This is a genomic window from Candidatus Methanarcanum hacksteinii (assembly GCF_964305265.1).
GTDB lineage: Archaea > Thermoplasmatota > Thermoplasmata > Methanomassiliicoccales > Methanomethylophilaceae > Methanarcanum > Methanarcanum hacksteinii.
Window position 1 is genome coordinate 90,400 of the sequence record NZ_CAYATA010000001.1, and the last position, 15,683, is coordinate 106,082.

Consider the following 15,683-nt stretch of genomic DNA (forward strand, 5'->3'; position numbering starts at 1 on the left):
CCGACATACATTTTTTTACTACAGTATGCATCGACGATGCGATGACATCCGAATTGATCTTTGTTGGACTCGGTCTCAGCGGTACTGACGGTATGACCGTGAAAGCATTCGAAGCATTGAAAACATGCGATAGGATCTATGCTGAATTCTACACATCGTTCCTGATCGGAACTAGCATCGAGGATCTTGAGAAGGCTTTGGGCAAGAAGATCAAGGTCCTTTACAGAGGTCAGGTCGAGGAAGGAGAGGATGTGATCAATAATGCTATGGCGATGCGTGTCGGATTCATCACAGCAGGCGACACCATGGCCGCCACGACACACGTCGATCTCAGGATTCAAGCCAAGGACCTCGGCATACCTGTCAAGATCTACCACGGCATATCGATATTCTCCGCATGTCCCTCATCCACTGGTCTTCAACCATACAAGTTCGGAAGGACGGTCACACTGCCATTCATGGATGACGGATATCAACCGCAGTCACCATATGATCATATCTGCGAGAACAAGGAGAGGGGGCTCCATACGATGATCCTCCTCGACATACACGCGGATGAGATGAGATACATGACCGCCCACCAGGCGCTCGAATGGCTTATCGAGGGCGAGAAGAAATGGCAGAGAGGGCTCATCAAGGACGACACGCTCATGGTCGTCGCTTCCCAGGTCGGATCACCGAATGAGAAGATCACAGCAGGATATGTGAAGGATCTGTTGGAGATGGATCTCGGAGAACCGTTATTCACCCTGATACTGCCAGGCAACCTCCACTTCATGGAACAATATGCGTTGGTCTACTTCGGTGGAGCACCGGAAGAGATAATCACCGACGATTGATGCCCTTCATTATTTATACTGCGAAGTATGATGAACGATTACCTGACTGACGAAGGGGTGCGATCTATGAACACCATGTGTACGGTCAGGCATACAGCGATCCTAATACCGATTTGGGAACTTGCGGGAGCTTGCGATGTGACATCGTAGCAATGACCGGGAGACAACGTAGGATCCGAAACATACTCCCTGCGTAAGTCAGTGTCCGGAGGTCGCCGTCATCGGCGTAACGATGATAGGATGTGTTAGCGCAGGGGGACAATCATCCCCCATACGCTATTTCAGATGTGCATCCTGAACTTCTCGAGCAATCTTTTCGATGTCTCTCCTCCGGGGAATCTGTCCATCATCTCCCTGATGTACGCGTTGTCGATTTCGTACCCGAAGCACTTCCTTCCCTCTGACAGACGAAGCCATTCTCCGTAGACGACATAATCCAACAGGGAATCTGGGATCTCATCCGCATCGAAATACGATGATATGACGATCACATTCATCAGGGATGATGAATAACCGCATTTCCTCATGAACTCGTTCATCGTCCATGACATGTACGGTCTCGGTTCCTCGTCCACAAGGCCCATAGCGATCAGTCTGTCGAACGATTCGTCCAGATTCTTGCTGTTACCTTCCGTCGTCCTCGTAAGGTTCCTGCACCTGGAGATGTAGATCGGCTGTTTCTCCTCAATGAAATCATGTGACAAGGCCCATTTCGAAAGTGCGTCTGAGTACGGAACGGTCTTGTTCTCCATCTTGGAGAAGATGGATTCCGCAAGGCTCGCGATCAGATCCGGATGTGCTCCTTTGATGTAATCTGACACCTCGAAATCCGCCCAATCCCTGTTCGCTACCCTTGTCCAACGGACCTTGAAATCCCTCAGTGCGACGTAACGCGCCCTCGTTATCCCGTATCCGTGTCTCTTGCCGGCCTCCTCGAAGACCTCCCTCAATTCCTTTTCTGATTGGCTACTCATTTGTTCGCCTCCAGAACATGATTTCACGTCAGGATTGATTTAAACCGCAGATTACAATTAATATATGAGCTGAGAATCGACACTAAACACCGTTAACTTTAATAGAAAAACCATCGATATATGGAATATGTGCGGGGAACCTATGAGTGATAGAGAGATTGCGGACAAGATCCTCAAATCGATGGAAGAGTTGTATGGATTCGTCCCGTTGGTATGCGAGGTCATGTCGGAGAGACCCGATCTGTTCATCCCCTCATCCAATCTATCCAGAGCACTCTTCGAAGGCGAAGGGCGCAAGATGGATAGGAAGACTGCATACCTCTGTGCCGTTGCTGCCGCATCGGCCGTCGGAGGGGAGCACTGCATAAAGGTGCAGGGCGAACATGCGAAGGATGCAGGGGCGACCAAGGAAGAGATGTTGGAGGCCATGACGATAGGTGCCTTGATGGCCATGACGAGATCGGAATCGATAGCTTTCCGCAAATACAAGGAACTATTCGAGGATGAGTGATTATTTTATATATAACGCTAAAAATAAAGGAACAGTGATAAAATGGTGACGATAACGGCCGATGCTGAGAAGTTCATCACAGACCTTCTCGCAAAGAACAACAAGACAGGATACGGCATAAAGATCTACCTCGCAGGTATGGCCTGCTCAGGTCCACAGTTCGGTATGTCATTCCAAGAGAAAGCGGCTGAGGGAGAGGAGATCCTCAAACAGAACGGTTTCGATTTCTTCTGCGATGCAGAGACGAAAGAGGCACTCGACCCCTGTGTGATCGAATTCGTGGATGACCCCAACTTCGGCACAGGACTCACGATACGCGACCCCAACGCAAAGGGTTGCGCCTCATGTGGCGGCGGATGCCACTAAATCCATAACCTAGGGTGTGTCCGCATGACACACCCTGGCCGTCATATCAACAATCGGCCAACCCCCCAGTTGTATTATATACAATATTACTTTTGAAAGAAATATGTCATTCCTATCTCACAGATATATCGCTCCAGACATGATAGAGGAGCGTACATATCAGAGGAACATTGCGAATGACTGTTTGAAAGAGAATACGCTTGTCATCATACCGACAGGTTTGGGAAAGACGATAATAGCTATGATCGTTGCAGCCCACATCCTTGAGAAGGGGAAGAAGGTGTTGATACTTGCACCCACCAAACCCCTTGTGGAGCAACACTACTCAACATACTCCCAATTCATGAATGATGTCAAGATAGGTACGATGAATGGTCTCATGGCGCCTGAGAAAAGGGCCAAGATCATCGAAGGGAACAATCTCATCGTATGTACGCCGCAAGTAGTGGACAACGACCTTCAGAATGAGAGATACTCCCTCAGGGATTTCGGATTGATCGTATTCGATGAGGCACATCGTGCTGTCGGAGGATACTCCTATGTGAACATCGCATCGTACTACCACTCAGGATTGACGCTTGGGATGACAGCGTCCCCAGGATCCGATCTGAACAAGATGATCGAGGTCTGTAGGAATTTAGATATCACGCATGCTGTCATGAGATCGGATGATGATCCTGATGTATCCCCATATGTCCATGATACGTTCGTCAGGAATGAGATAGTGGACATGCCTGATGACCTGCTGAATGTCATCAAGATATTGAACAAGATGCTGAACGTCTATCTCAACGAATTGGTCAATCTCAAATTCATGGACCCGGGTTGGCCTGCATCCACGAAACATCTGTTGGTAGTAGGGGATACGCTCCAGAAGAGATTGGCAAGGGGCGAGAAGACATCCATGATATTCCGCGGATTGGTGTCGCAATCCGCTGCGATCAAATTGATGCATGCCATAGGACTTGCCGAGACGCAGGGCATGACGACATTGAGGAACTACATGCTCAAGATCGAGAGTGATGCTTCGACCGCCAAAGGTGCGAAAGCATCCAAGGATATCATCAACCAACCCTCATACAAGGAACTCTGGAGGATATTGAGGGATACGAAGGTCGAACATCCGAAGATCTCCAGACTCATGAGTCTTGTCAGTCAGGAGATCAATTCCTCGGATGAACACAAGGTGATGGTGTTCAGCCAATACCGTGAGACCTGCGATATCCTGATGGAGAAACTGTCGCGCATACCCAATGCCAAGGTGACCAAATTGATAGGGCAATCCAATGGCGGATTGAAACAGAAGGAACAGATATCCCTACTGAACGATTTCCGCAATGGAGTGTACAATGTCGTGGTCTCGACATCCGTTGGAGAGGAAGGTTTGGACATAGCTAGCACAGACATGGTGATCTTCTACGAACCTGTGCCTTCAGAGATACGCACTATACAGAGACGCGGACGCACAGGAAGGAAGAATACAGGAGAGGTCATCGTCATGATAGCTAAAGGGACCAGGGACGAGGCCTACGAACGTACGAGCGAGAGGAAGGAGGAGATGATGAGGGAGAATCTGGACAAACTCAATATGGATCTTAGACTCATCACCCATTCTGGACAGAGAAGACAAACCAGATTGGGCGAATACTGATATTTTTATTCTCATGTGCATTAACCCATCGCATGGACTTCACTGATATCGCAAAGATGTTCGACAGACTTGAATCGACGAGTGCACGTCTTGAGATGACTGCGATATTGGCTGATTTCTTCAAGGATTGCAATCCCGATGATCTGAGATCGATAATCTACCTCTCCCAAGGTAAACTGCATCCGGATTTCTATGGTGTTGAACTAGGGATGGCGGATAAGCTCGTATTGAGAGCGATAGCATTCACATCAGGGACCAAGGATAGCAAGGTCGAGGAGATGTGGGTGAAGGAAGGAGATCCTGGTGCCGTAGCTGAGAAACTAATAGGCACGAAGAAACAGATGACATTGTTCTCCGAACCTTTGACGTTGGACAGGGTCGTGAAAGGCTTGACACTCATCGAGACCGCAGAAGGAAAGGATTCACAGGACAAGAAGATGAAACATCTTGCCAATCTACTCCACGATTCCGGACCATTGGAGGCAAGATACCTCTGCAGGATAGTCACCGGAAGGATGAGGATCGGTGCATCCACAATGACGATCTTGGATGCTTTGTCGATAGCGTTCGCAACGAAGGAGGACAGGGGATCCGTTGAGAGAGCATTCAATGTCACATGCGACCTAGGATTGGTTGCAGAGACCATCTGCAGAAGCGGTATCGACGGCATACAGAGGATACAGGTCACCATCGGCAATCCGATAAAGGTCATGCTCGCAGAACGCCTCCCTTCGATAGGCGAAGTGGTATCGAAGATGGGCGGAGAATGTGCTATAGAGTACAAATACGACGGCATCAGAGCTCAAGTGCATATCGGAAAGGATTCCGTCAAGATCTACTCCAGAAGGTTGGAGGACCTCACGCCCAACTTCCCGGACATAGCGCAGGCCCTGCGTGAACATTTCAAAGGGACCGAGGCCATAATCGAAGGTGAATGCGTAGCTGTCGATGCTGAGACGGGATATATGCAATCATTCCAAGAGGTCACGCACAGGAGAAGGAAGCACGGCATGGATGATGCTGTGAAAGAGGTGCCTGTCAGGATATTCATGTTCGACATGTTGTATGTCGACGGGAAGGATATGACCACGACCCCCTATCTTCAAAGAAGGTCTGCATTGACCGAATGGTTCGACATCTCCGATAACGTTCAGATGTCCACTATGAGAATTGTTCATTCCGAGGATGAGGGAGAGGAATTCTTCGAAGAAGCGATAACGGCGAGATGCGAAGGGGTCATGGCCAAATCGATCTCAGACGATTCCATCTATCGTGCAGGATCGAGAGGATTCCTTTGGATCAAATACAAGAAGGATTACCAAGAGAACCTCACTGACTCATTCGATCTTGCTGTTGTAGGAGCGTTCTACGGGATGGGTAAACGTGCCGGTAAGTATGGTGCCCTTTTGATGGCATCATACGATCCGGAGATCGGAAGGTTCGGGACCGTATGTAAATTAGGAACAGGTTTCGATGATGCCTTCCTCGACGGGATGCCTGCTCTCCTTGATGGATACAAGACGTCCGAAAGACCATCATCCCTCGATGCGAAGATGATTCCTGACGTGTGGTTCGAACCGCACGTGGTGTTGGAAGTGGTAGCGGCAGAGATAACCGTAAGTCCCAATCACACAGCCGGCATGGGGATGATCAAGGATGATTCAGGACTCGGAATAAGATTCCCCAGGTTCACTGGTCGCGTAAGGGACGACAAAGATGCGGAACAATGCACCACCGTGCAAGAGATCATGGAGATGTACGAGATGCAGGCACATGACTCCACAGGGATCGATGAATAATGTGTATCTGGGTATGTTCATGATGATGTACATGTGAATGGAATGTATGGTCCGATCCATATCTCAGACACCGTCCTTACGCGCGCGAAACATTTAAGACATCAACGATATACGTGACCCCATGCAACTTCAGCTCGTTGAAAGGACAGAGAATTCGATCAAGATTGGAATCAGAGATGCGGACACCACCATTGTGATGCCCATCATCGAGAAACTCAATGACAACAAGGATGTCAAGATCGTAAGGTTCATCGAGACCCATCCTGAACTTGAGATGCCCGAACTCTACGTTGAGATGTATGAGGGCGATCCTGTACCCGCTATCATAGAGGCGGCTGACGAGATATCTGCTTATTTTAGTGACATCAAATCCTGATACTATGCAGTATCGTTGCTGCCACACGGCTGAAGCTGACATCGGTATGCAATTCTACCTCACGGATACCGATGGTACTGGAGGAAGCATAAAGAATTCTGCAGAGGATTTCATCGTCAAAGAGATATCCAACAGACCTGCACAGAAGGATGAAGGACGTTTCGTGATAGCTGACGTCACATCCAAGAATTGGGAAACGAACAGACTCGTAAGACTTCTAGCAAGGACGATGTTCATCTCAAGAGAGAAGATCGGTTTTGCAGGAACGAAGGATAAGAGGGCGATAACCACACAACTCATGTCCTTCGAATGTCCGAAGGAGAAGATCGACCTCATCCAACTAGATGATGTATCGATACAGAACGTATACACCGCCAATCGCGGCGTGAGGATCGGGGATTTGATTGGTAACTCATTCGACATCAGAGTTAGGAATTGCACCATACCCCTCTCAGAAATACCTTCCAAGGTAAAGAAGGACCTAGAGATCATAAAAACGGTCGGAGGATTCCCCAATTACTTCGGCGTACAGAGATTCGGGACCGTTAGACCGATCACACATATCGTTGGAGAGAGGATAGTCCGTGGCGATCTGAAGGGTGCTGTCATAACATATCTCTCGCAACAATCGGAATTCGAAGGCGAGGAGATCAACAATATCCGCAGAAGATTCGGTTCGGGCGAGAGTTTCGAAGATATAATACCGGATATGCCGAAGACTATGGGTTTCGAGAAGACGATGGCTGAACATCTCGTAAGACAGCCTGAGGATTATATCGGCGCCATAGCAGAGATGCCTGGAAACCTGCAGATGATGTTCACGCATGCATATCAATCATACATGTTCAACATGATGTTGAGCGAAAGGATGAGAAGGAACATCCCGTTGAACGAACCTATACTCGGAGATGTCGTCGTACCCATCGATGCTGATGGGAATGCGATGCATGATGATGCCATCATAACAACCTCAAAGAACATCGATCTCGTGAAAAGACAGGTCACCAGAGGGAGGGCGTTCGTAACGATAACACTCTACGGTACCGACAGCACATTCGCTGAGGGTGAGATGGGTGAGATCGAAAGAAACTTCATCGAGAAGGAAGGCATAACTGAGAGGGATTTCGTAGTACCCGGGCTACCTCATTGCACCTCCAAAGGCACAAGGAGAGAGATCATCTGTCCCGTAAGAGATCTAGATTTTAAGATGGAGGATGACGGGTACTCTGTCAGATTCTCACTCCCTAAAGGGAATTATGCTACTTGCATGATGCGTGAGATCCTCAAATCAGATATGACCGACTACTGAATCGCGCTCTCTTTCATAGAGCATGTACGCGGTCCTTGCGGCGAATACCCCGACATCATATCTTTCCATGATCAGGTAGATGCTCTGTTCCAAACCTACATTGACCATATGCGACACTATCGTGGAGATGCCCTTATCATATTCCGCAGGATCCATATTGATCGTCAATACCTCATAGATGTATGAGATAAGCCTCTTACCCTCATCAACGGATTCTGCACCGGAATCGAACACAGCAGAATACAGCGGGATCAGTGTCTTCTCACCTATGTCCTCCATCTCGCCCTTCACAATGGCATCGTGGGATAGCTTCTCCATACGCTCGAAATCAGGCGTACCTGGAACGATGGCCCCGAATGGTTCGATGTCTGACAGATAACTAAGGACCTTATCCACCATGTCACTTGGTATGGATGCTGCGAGTGCGACGGCAGGATCGCTTACATCCGATTCGCTCTCGTATGATTTTTGGATGAGCGCTCTAGCGTAGGATTCTATCTCCACAGATTCGGAATCCTCATCGGGTTCCTTCTCCTCCGGAACTATGACCAACATCCTCCTCATCGTCTGTACATACTTGGGATCCACTCCACCATGCATCCCTATTGTATCCACGATCTCCTTCGCTTTATCGAAGTCAGAATTCATGACGTGATATTTCACATCGGCAACTAGTGCTGGTCCGAAGAACTGATCTACGGCCAATGAATCCTTGATGTACCGCAACGCCACGTTCATCTTCCCTTCATCCATATGGATCATGGCAAGTTGTGACATGGCCATGATATCGCGTTCATTCAACTCGTATGCGGTCTCAAAACTCTTCTGAGCCTCACTGATCAACCCCAACGCCAATTGTGCGAGTCCGCATTTCGTATGGATGCCTTTGTATGCATCATCCATCTCCAATGCGTTGTTGTATGACGTCAGCGCATCGGCGTTGTTCCCGATCTCCATCTGTGCATCCCCGAGGCATATCCACATCTCGGGATCCTGCATTATGACGGATCTCATCGCATCCTCCATCGTCAAGATCGCTTCGTTATAGAGGCCGTATTTCATCTGAAGTCTCGACCTTCTGATATAGGGATCTGGAGAATCGGGTTCAGCATCGACCGCTCTGCTCATGTATGCCTCAGCATCATGATACCTACCGGATGACAACAGTATATCCGACGCATCGAACAGCAGATCGATGTTGTTGGGATCATCCTTCAACGAATCGTTGATGACCTTCAATGCAGATTCCTGATCCTCCGTCATCATCGCACTTCCGATCGCTGCCCTCTTATCCTCTGGATTGGATTCCTTCAACAGATCGTATATCTTGAGTGCTTCGTTCTTCTTTCCCGCATCATCATATGCACGGGCGAGGATCATCATATTCTCTCTGTCGTTCGGTTCCTTCTCATGGATCAGGTTGCATGTGCGTATCAATTCGTTCTGTGGACCCTCGGCGATGTGTATCGTGCGCCTGACCTTCAATGCATCCAGTGTGTTAGGATCGTGCATACCATCCAATGCGTTCAGAGCCTTGGTGTATCTCCTGCTATCGCAGAGGATCCTTGCCTCCTCTAACCTCAATGAATCGTCATTCGGCTTGTAGCGTATCATCTTCCTACATACCTCATCAGCAGCATCGATGTCCTTGTCACGTACGCACAGGTCACGTTTCGCCCGCAGTATGTCCAAGTTACTGGGTTCTATCTTCAAAGCCAATTCTATGAATATCATGGCTTCCTTGTTCTTATCCAATCTTGAGAGGATGTATGCCTTCTTCATGAGAACATAGGAATTCTCCGGATGCTCGTCTATCACCCTGTTCAATGACCTTATGGCTCCGGAATAATCACCGTTCTTCTCCTGAACGATGGATTTCGATATCCAATACTCCTCATTGTCCAGATCCAACAATATCGCTCTGTCATACGACGATTCGGCCTTCTCATAATCCCTGATGGCCTCTGCGGCCATACCCCTGGAATGCCACACCCTGTGATCGTCATGATCCAATTCCAACGCCCTGTCGTATGATTCCACTGCATCAGAATACCTTCTGAGCGCGTATTCGGAATTGCCCCTGAGTATCCACGAACCAGGTATCATCCCGTAGCTATCGTCATACTCCCCGATGATCGAGACCGCTTCCTCGTACTTACCGTCAGATACCAATCTCTTGATGACGCTCATGAACAACGACGGATCCGTCCTCATGCCGAGTGATTCGCGGTAGGCCCTGATGGATTCCTCCGTGCGCCCCATGTCGCCGTATATCGTCGCTATGTCACTGACGATGTTCGCATCGTCAGGATATATCTCACGCATCTCGTCGCAGACCTTCAATGCTGATTCGTAATCCTTATTCTTCAGGAGGATCTCCTTCTTCACGTTCAATGCCTGTATGTTGTGGGGATCGTTCCTGAGGATGTCATTGACATCGGCCATCACCTTCGGATCGTTCATAGCCGCCAGGGCCCTCATCTTCTGTATCTTGTAGTCAAGATTCCTTGGATCCTTCTTCAATGCCTTCGATATGGACGCCAATGCTTGTGTGTACATGTTGGCGGCATAATCGTTCTCGGACGAGAGTACGGATGTTATGGTCTCATCCACACCTGATACCTCCATGAGGCGTATCAGCTGATTCACGCTCGTGTACATGGAAAGCGGCATCATGAGACGGATCATCATCACATATCCGTCACTGTCCGCATAATCCTCGCAGCGATACATCTCCATGTAGTAGGTCATATCCGCCCTGTCCTCTTCCTTGGCGTATATACGGATGAATGATTCTATGAGCCTACGGTCTCCGGGACCTATGGATTCCAATTCCTTGCACAACTCTATCGCATTGCGGAACATCCCTGCATCGATGTATACCGATACCAATTCCAAAGATATGCTGAGGTGCCCATCCTTGATCTTGAGATATTCGTCGATGGATGCCTGATATTCACACCTTCTGTGAAGGAATCTTGCCATGGCAAGGATATGATCGATATCACCGGATGCGTAACCTATCGTACCCTTCAATGATGATATTGCCTGTTCGTATCCTGAAAGGATAGATTCACGGTATATCTCGCGGAGATTCTCCATAGGACAACCGAGGACCTCGGATGTGGATACCACATCATTCCCCATGAAGATGGATTCTATATCCTTCCTGTATGTCCATGTATCATCCATAGTCAAGGATTCCAATTCGGACAATACAGGCATGAATGTGCTGTTCGCATCATACGATCTGATGAAATGCAATATCGCAGACTGGAGATCGCCTGTCTCCTTGCATATCAATCCGCGCCAATACTCCCATTGGGATATGTTGTTCCTGACGGACATCCCGTCCATTACGGATGCAGCTATATCGAATTCTGACAACTCCATCAAAAAGGAGACCGCCTTTATCTTCGGGATACTGTCCGATGCCCTGCATCTTCTGACAACCTTCTGTATCTCCCTTGACTTGTTGTCGATCGGTAACCTCATTATGAGGTCCAAGACCTTCGATGCGATCCATGGGTTCATCTCGTTCGAATCGCCAAACTCGCTCAGTATGCGTTCGAACCTCTCTTTACTGCGGAACGTATTCTTCCTAAGAGGGCCTTTCTCGATCATCGAGAGTTCCCTCCATGACTTTATGTCAGCATTGTCGGAGAATACAGGTACGCCCATGACTCTCCTATATCCGTCAATGATATAATGAAATTACCATAGAATCGATTCCAGGCCGATTGGAGGAACACTATGATTAAATACAGCTTCTTGATTATCCGAATTACTGCATCTGTGATCTAGGGGCTAGGATTCAAGCCTTCCAAGCTTGTTGCCCGGGTTCGATTCCCGGCGGATGCACCATCTCTTATTACACCATTACTCAATTAAGTGCCTATAGCATATGCAATGGCTCGGTCATGTACAATGAGAAAATGGATTTAACATGACTGTGATACATCATCATGATCCTAAGGACGATCCATATCGACGAAAATTCATGCGATGGATGCGGATTATGCGTCAAAGCATGCCACGAAGGTGCGTTGAGAATTGTAAATGGCAAAGCAAGACTCGTCAATGAATCCTTATGCGACGGCATAGGAGATTGCCTACCAGCATGCCCACGTAATGCTATATCCTTCGTCAAGAAAGATATTGTACCGAATCTCATGGCTGTACCCTCTTTCCAATGGCCGATAAAATTGGCATTGATCTCTCCTGCCATGCCTCTTCTGAAAGGTTCCATCATCATAGCTTCGGATTGCACAGGATTCGTCATGGATCATGTCAAGGATCACATATCCAACAGACCGATGTTGATCTGCTGTCCAAAATTGGAACCGAAGGAAAGGTTCGATAAGATCTATAAGATACTCGCAGAGACACCAATCGATGAGGTCGAGGTGCTGAGGATGGATATCCCATGTTGCAGCATCCTCACTAAGATCATCACCGATGCCGTCGATAAATCAGGGAAGAAGATCGAATTGAAGGAAACGATCATTGGGCGTGACGGCAGAGTATTTAAATGAACCGTATTTTACGAAATTCGTAGCGTAATAATATCATATAAAATAGATATTTGTCCACAACAACGCACGTACAAAATGAAAAAAGCGACAGTACGTCGATATTGATTACATTTTAAGGAACATGCCACTTCGGACGATAATAATTTACTACGAAATCAGTAATGTATATCTACGAATTCCATCAAAAACAACGTTTTTATGTAGATAGTTTTAATAATAACAGATAAACTTTACCCACCTATGGCAGAAGAAGAGAAACGTGGGAGTTTCTCCGGTAAGCTAGGATTCGTCATGGCCGCAGCTGCATCAGCTGTTGGACTTGGAAACCTATGGAGATTCCCGTATCTTACGTCTCACTATGGAGGAGGAATGTTCGTCCTCGTCTATATCATCTTAGCCGTCACATTCGGTTTCTCACTGATGGTGGCTGAGATCGCGCTAGGAAGAAGAACAGGAAAATCCTGTGTAAGTGCATTCGGCAATCTTTGCAAGAAGTACAAGATCATTGGATATTTCGTCGCCATAATTCCTGCACTCATCGTTCCGTACTATTGTGTCATCGGTGGATGGGTCACGAAATGGTTCGCAGAGAGTACGATCGGTAATCTTGACACACTCTCGAATGATGGTGGCGCATACTGGTGGAACTACATCACAGGCGGAGAGGGAGGATTCCTCGACCCGTCGATCTGGTTCATCATATTCGCTGGACTCGTCATCCTTTGTGTCGCGATCGGTGTCGACAAAGGTATCGAGAAATTGAGTAAGATCCTCATGCCTACACTCCTTGTAATGATCATCGGAATCACGATCTATGAGATGACATTGCCCAACATATGGGACGGAATCGTCTACTACCTCAGCCCTGACGTGAGCAAGCTCAGCGCAGGTACATTCCTTGGAGCGATAAGTCAGATCTTCTACTCGATGTCACTCGCAATGGGTATCATGATCACGTATGGTTCATACATGAAGAAGGATACGAACATCGAAAGTTCAGCACGTAACATCAGTATCATCGACACTGTCGTTGCTATCCTTGCAGGACTTATGATCGTTCCTGCCGCATTCGCGATCAGCCCCGACCTCGCTGGTACGAAAGGAATGGGACTCATGTTCGTGTCACTCCCTCAAGTGTTCGCAGGAATGCCTGGAGGGATGGGGAACATCATCGCACCCATATTCTACCTGCTCGTCATCTTCGCAGCACTGACATCCGCTGTCTCACTCCTTGAAACGGTCGTCTCCGTGTTCATCGATGGTGCAGCTGTGAAACGTAAGGTCTCAGTAGTAATCTCATCGATCATACTCTTGGTCCTCGGATTCGTCACAGTGTTCGGATTCGCTAACCCTGAGATATTCTCACCGCTCGATCAGGGCGCAGGATGGCTCGGAATATTCGATTCCATTACCAACAACTTCATGATGCCGATCGCTGCGATCGTGACATGTCTGTTCATCGGATATGTTGTGAAAGTGTCGTTCATCGACGAGGAGATCGCCATCAATGGTGAGTTCAAATCGAAGAAGCTGTTCGACTTCATGATCAAGTATGTCTGTCCGGTCTTCCTTGCATCGATATTGATAGTATCGATCTGCGGACTGTTCGGCGTCACGATATACGCCGCTTGAAACGATTGGCCTTCGGGCCAATCCTCTTTATCTTTATTCTATTACACCTGCAACATGACCATCAGGAACATCAACGGTATCGACATCGATGTTCAAAGAAAGGACATCAAGAACATCCATATCCACATCAAAGATGGTCCGAAGGTCATAATCACCGCACCTAGAAGATGCTCGGATGCTGTCATAGATGATCTTGTCAAGAAGAGATTCGATTGGATCACACAAACGATGGAACGTAAGTGCATGACCAAACAGCATCTGATCGATGGTCAATCGATAGAATTGATCGGTAAAGGATTCCAATTGAACATCGTTCCTTCCAAAAAGATGAGCATCACCATCGAAGATGGTGTGATCAACGTAGGCAGACCTGAATCCATCGACGAGGAATCGATGATGCGCGAGATCCATCGCGAATTATTGAAAAAGGTATTGCCGAACATCATAGAAAGGATAGAATCATACACGGGATTATCGTGTTCATCGTGGCAGATCAGACATATGACGTCGAGATGGGGCACTTGCAATACCAAGACCAAGAAGATGTGGCTTAGCACCAACCTTGCCAAAAGACCTATCGAATGCATCGAATATGTCGTATTGCATGAACTGGTGCATACGGTCGTACCGAATCATGGTCCGGATTTCAAGGCACTTCTGAACAAGTACATGCCTGATTGGAAGAGAAGGAAGGAGTTACTCAACTCATGATCTCGTTATCGTCAATACACATTGACCATCTACCTTCTTCACTTGGAACACATAACCGTTGTGCTCATACTTTATGCGATCGTTATCTGTGAGCATCTTCCCGGCAAGGGCATGTTTGATCTCATCCTCCATCTCGGATGTGTCGCATTTCCCATATGAATCGATCAACTTGTTGATCGTGCACACAAGTTCCCCTGACAGGAACGTCACCTCTCTCTGGATGAAATTATCGATGACGCACTCATCCCTATCCGTCCATTTCGGAGTCATGCCTCTGAGGATGAATCTCTTGAACCAATCCTCCGCATACTCCATCTCCTCCGAGATGTCCTTCTTGTGCATGACAACGATCTTGGTATTATCATCCGTAGGCGCCCATGCCTCGGGTTCATCATAATCCTCATCCTCGAGGAAACCTACGGCAAAGACTATGGTGTCGAGTCCTGCCAACTCCGCATACAACGATGCCTGTAGGAGATATCCTTCAGGTACCTTTCCGTCAGCCCAATCGTCCCTGTGTGATGATGTCTTGATCTCCAATATCGCCTTCCTAGTACCGTTAAGGCGAAGATATCCATCCACGAGTCCCCCGAATATGGGTTCTGAACCAAAATGGTCGTAATGACAATCCCTTTTGTCCACAGGTTCCTCGACGGTTATGACATCACCTTCGGAGAGAGACATCCTATCCTTCAGAAGAACATCCCAATTGTCCCTCACATACGAACGTATTATCGGTTCGATCTTGTCCCCTGCTTCCGTATATTTGGTAGGTTCGAATTCGGAATATATCCTTGCGATGAGGCATGCGGCTTTGAAATCCGACGTATAATTATCCTTACCGAGGACCGCCAGGAATCTCGATCCCGTGATCTTACCGTGTTTCGACGGGTTGAAACAGATCACATGATTGTCAGTGTCTATCTTGCGGACCAATTGATTCCTAACCTGGACTGTCATGATTGGACCATGGCGATTGT

General features: G+C 47.8%; 13 protein-coding genes and 1 tRNA gene. 11 read left to right on the forward strand and 3 right to left on the reverse strand.

Going from position 1 to position 15,683, the window contains the following annotated elements; all coding sequences use genetic code 11:
• The first annotated feature begins 41 nt into the window (after positions 1–41).
• A complete protein-coding gene (gene dph5 / locus ACI2NF_RS00345) occupies positions 42–839 on the forward strand; it encodes a diphthine synthase (protein WP_400210920.1) in 798 nt (265 codons plus the stop codon).
• Between the two features lie 281 nt (positions 840–1,120).
• Here dph5 and ACI2NF_RS00350 read toward each other — a convergent pair whose 3' ends face one another.
• Positions 1,121–1,813 carry a hypothetical protein gene (locus tag ACI2NF_RS00350; RefSeq protein WP_177971046.1) on the reverse strand — a complete coding sequence of 231 codons (693 nt, stop codon included), beginning with the start codon at positions 1,811–1,813 and terminating at the stop codon, positions 1,121–1,123.
• A gap of 142 nt (positions 1,814–1,955) precedes the next feature.
• Between ACI2NF_RS00350 and ACI2NF_RS00355 the strand changes: the two genes are divergently transcribed.
• The 6 genes from ACI2NF_RS00355 (at position 1,956) to truD (ending at position 7,825) form a co-directional block, all read left to right on the forward strand.
• Entirely contained in the window at positions 1,956–2,324 is a 369-nt protein-coding gene (locus ACI2NF_RS00355; protein WP_400148230.1) for a carboxymuconolactone decarboxylase family protein, read from the forward strand.
• 42 nt (positions 2,325–2,366) lie between these two features.
• Positions 2,367–2,690 carry a HesB/IscA family protein gene (locus ACI2NF_RS00360; RefSeq protein WP_177971050.1) on the forward strand — a complete coding sequence of 108 codons (324 nt, stop codon included), beginning with the start codon at positions 2,367–2,369 and terminating at the stop codon, positions 2,688–2,690.
• A gap of 103 nt (positions 2,691–2,793) precedes the next feature.
• Positions 2,794–4,341, forward strand: coding sequence for a helicase-related protein (locus ACI2NF_RS00365; protein ID WP_400210921.1), 1,548 nt, complete (start codon positions 2,794–2,796; stop codon positions 4,339–4,341).
• Between the two features lie 32 nt (positions 4,342–4,373).
• The gene (locus tag ACI2NF_RS00370; RefSeq protein WP_400202040.1) at positions 4,374–6,140 is read left to right on the forward strand and encodes an ATP-dependent DNA ligase; all 1,767 of its coding nucleotides are present in this window, start codon (positions 4,374–4,376) and stop codon (positions 6,138–6,140) included.
• 121 nt (positions 6,141–6,261) lie between these two features.
• On the forward strand, positions 6,262–6,516 hold the full coding sequence (locus tag ACI2NF_RS00375) for an RpoL/Rpb11 RNA polymerase subunit family protein (protein ID WP_400210922.1): 255 nt from the start codon (positions 6,262–6,264) through the stop codon (positions 6,514–6,516).
• 4 nt (positions 6,517–6,520) lie between these two features.
• Entirely contained in the window at positions 6,521–7,825 is a 1,305-nt protein-coding gene (gene truD, locus ACI2NF_RS00380; RefSeq protein ID WP_400210923.1) for a tRNA pseudouridine(13) synthase TruD, read from the forward strand.
• Here truD and ACI2NF_RS00385 read toward each other — a convergent pair.
• On the reverse strand, positions 7,805–11,506 hold the full coding sequence (locus tag ACI2NF_RS00385) for a tetratricopeptide repeat protein (RefSeq protein WP_400210924.1): 3,702 nt from the start codon (positions 11,504–11,506) through the stop codon (positions 7,805–7,807). The two genes, truD and ACI2NF_RS00385, sit on opposite strands and share 21 nt — an antisense overlap.
• 108 nt (positions 11,507–11,614) lie before the next feature.
• Between ACI2NF_RS00385 and ACI2NF_RS00390 the strand changes: the two genes are divergently transcribed.
• The 4 genes from ACI2NF_RS00390 (at position 11,615) to ACI2NF_RS00405 (ending at position 14,703) form a co-directional block, all read left to right on the forward strand.
• A tRNA-Gly gene (locus ACI2NF_RS00390) sits at positions 11,615–11,689 on the forward strand.
• A 101-nt stretch (positions 11,690–11,790) separates the two neighbouring features.
• Positions 11,791–12,360, forward strand: a complete 570-nt coding sequence (locus ACI2NF_RS00395) for an ATP-binding protein (protein WP_400197015.1) — start codon at positions 11,791–11,793, stop codon at positions 12,358–12,360.
• Positions 12,361–12,600: 240 nt separating this feature from the next.
• Complete coding sequence (locus ACI2NF_RS00400; protein ID WP_400210925.1) at positions 12,601–13,992, forward strand: sodium-dependent transporter; 1,392 nt, start codon at positions 12,601–12,603, stop codon at positions 13,990–13,992.
• Positions 13,993–14,046: 54 nt separating this feature from the next.
• A complete protein-coding gene (locus ACI2NF_RS00405; RefSeq protein ID WP_400197016.1) occupies positions 14,047–14,703 on the forward strand; it encodes a M48 family metallopeptidase in 657 nt (218 codons plus the stop codon).
• Here ACI2NF_RS00405 and ACI2NF_RS00410 read toward each other — a convergent pair.
• Positions 14,698–15,663, reverse strand: a complete 966-nt coding sequence (locus ACI2NF_RS00410; protein ID WP_400148391.1) for a recombinase — start codon at positions 15,661–15,663, stop codon at positions 14,698–14,700. The two genes, ACI2NF_RS00405 and ACI2NF_RS00410, sit on opposite strands and share 6 nt — an antisense overlap.
• Positions 15,664–15,683 lie beyond the last annotated feature (20 nt).

Excerpts from the sequence above, each read along its gene's own strand:
- ACI2NF_RS00395 (WP_400197015.1), top strand. The coding sequence starts at position 11,791 with ATGATCCTAAGGACGATCCATATCGACGAAAATTCATGCGATGGATGC.
- ACI2NF_RS00355 (WP_400148230.1), top strand. The coding sequence starts at position 1,956 with ATGAGTGATAGAGAGATTGCGGACAAGATCCTCAAATCGATGGAAGAG.
- ACI2NF_RS00375 (WP_400210922.1), top strand. The coding sequence starts at position 6,262 with ATGCAACTTCAGCTCGTTGAAAGGACAGAGAATTCGATCAAGATTGGA.
- truD (WP_400210923.1), top strand. The coding sequence starts at position 6,521 with ATGCAGTATCGTTGCTGCCACACGGCTGAAGCTGACATCGGTATGCAA.
- ACI2NF_RS00370 (WP_400202040.1), top strand. The coding sequence starts at position 4,374 with ATGGACTTCACTGATATCGCAAAGATGTTCGACAGACTTGAATCGACG.
- ACI2NF_RS00360 (WP_177971050.1), top strand. The coding sequence starts at position 2,367 with ATGGTGACGATAACGGCCGATGCTGAGAAGTTCATCACAGACCTTCTC.
- ACI2NF_RS00410 (WP_400148391.1), bottom strand. The coding sequence starts at position 15,663 with ATGACAGTCCAGGTTAGGAATCAATTGGTCCGCAAGATAGACACTGAC.
- ACI2NF_RS00385 (WP_400210924.1), bottom strand. The coding sequence starts at position 11,506 with ATGGGCGTACCTGTATTCTCCGACAATGCTGACATAAAGTCATGGAGG.
- ACI2NF_RS00400 (WP_400210925.1), top strand. The coding sequence starts at position 12,601 with ATGGCAGAAGAAGAGAAACGTGGGAGTTTCTCCGGTAAGCTAGGATTC.
- ACI2NF_RS00405 (WP_400197016.1), top strand. The coding sequence starts at position 14,047 with ATGACCATCAGGAACATCAACGGTATCGACATCGATGTTCAAAGAAAG.
- ACI2NF_RS00365 (WP_400210921.1), top strand. The coding sequence starts at position 2,794 with ATGTCATTCCTATCTCACAGATATATCGCTCCAGACATGATAGAGGAG.
- dph5 (WP_400210920.1), top strand. The coding sequence starts at position 42 with ATGACATCCGAATTGATCTTTGTTGGACTCGGTCTCAGCGGTACTGAC.
- ACI2NF_RS00350 (WP_177971046.1), bottom strand. The coding sequence starts at position 1,813 with ATGAGTAGCCAATCAGAAAAGGAATTGAGGGAGGTCTTCGAGGAGGCC.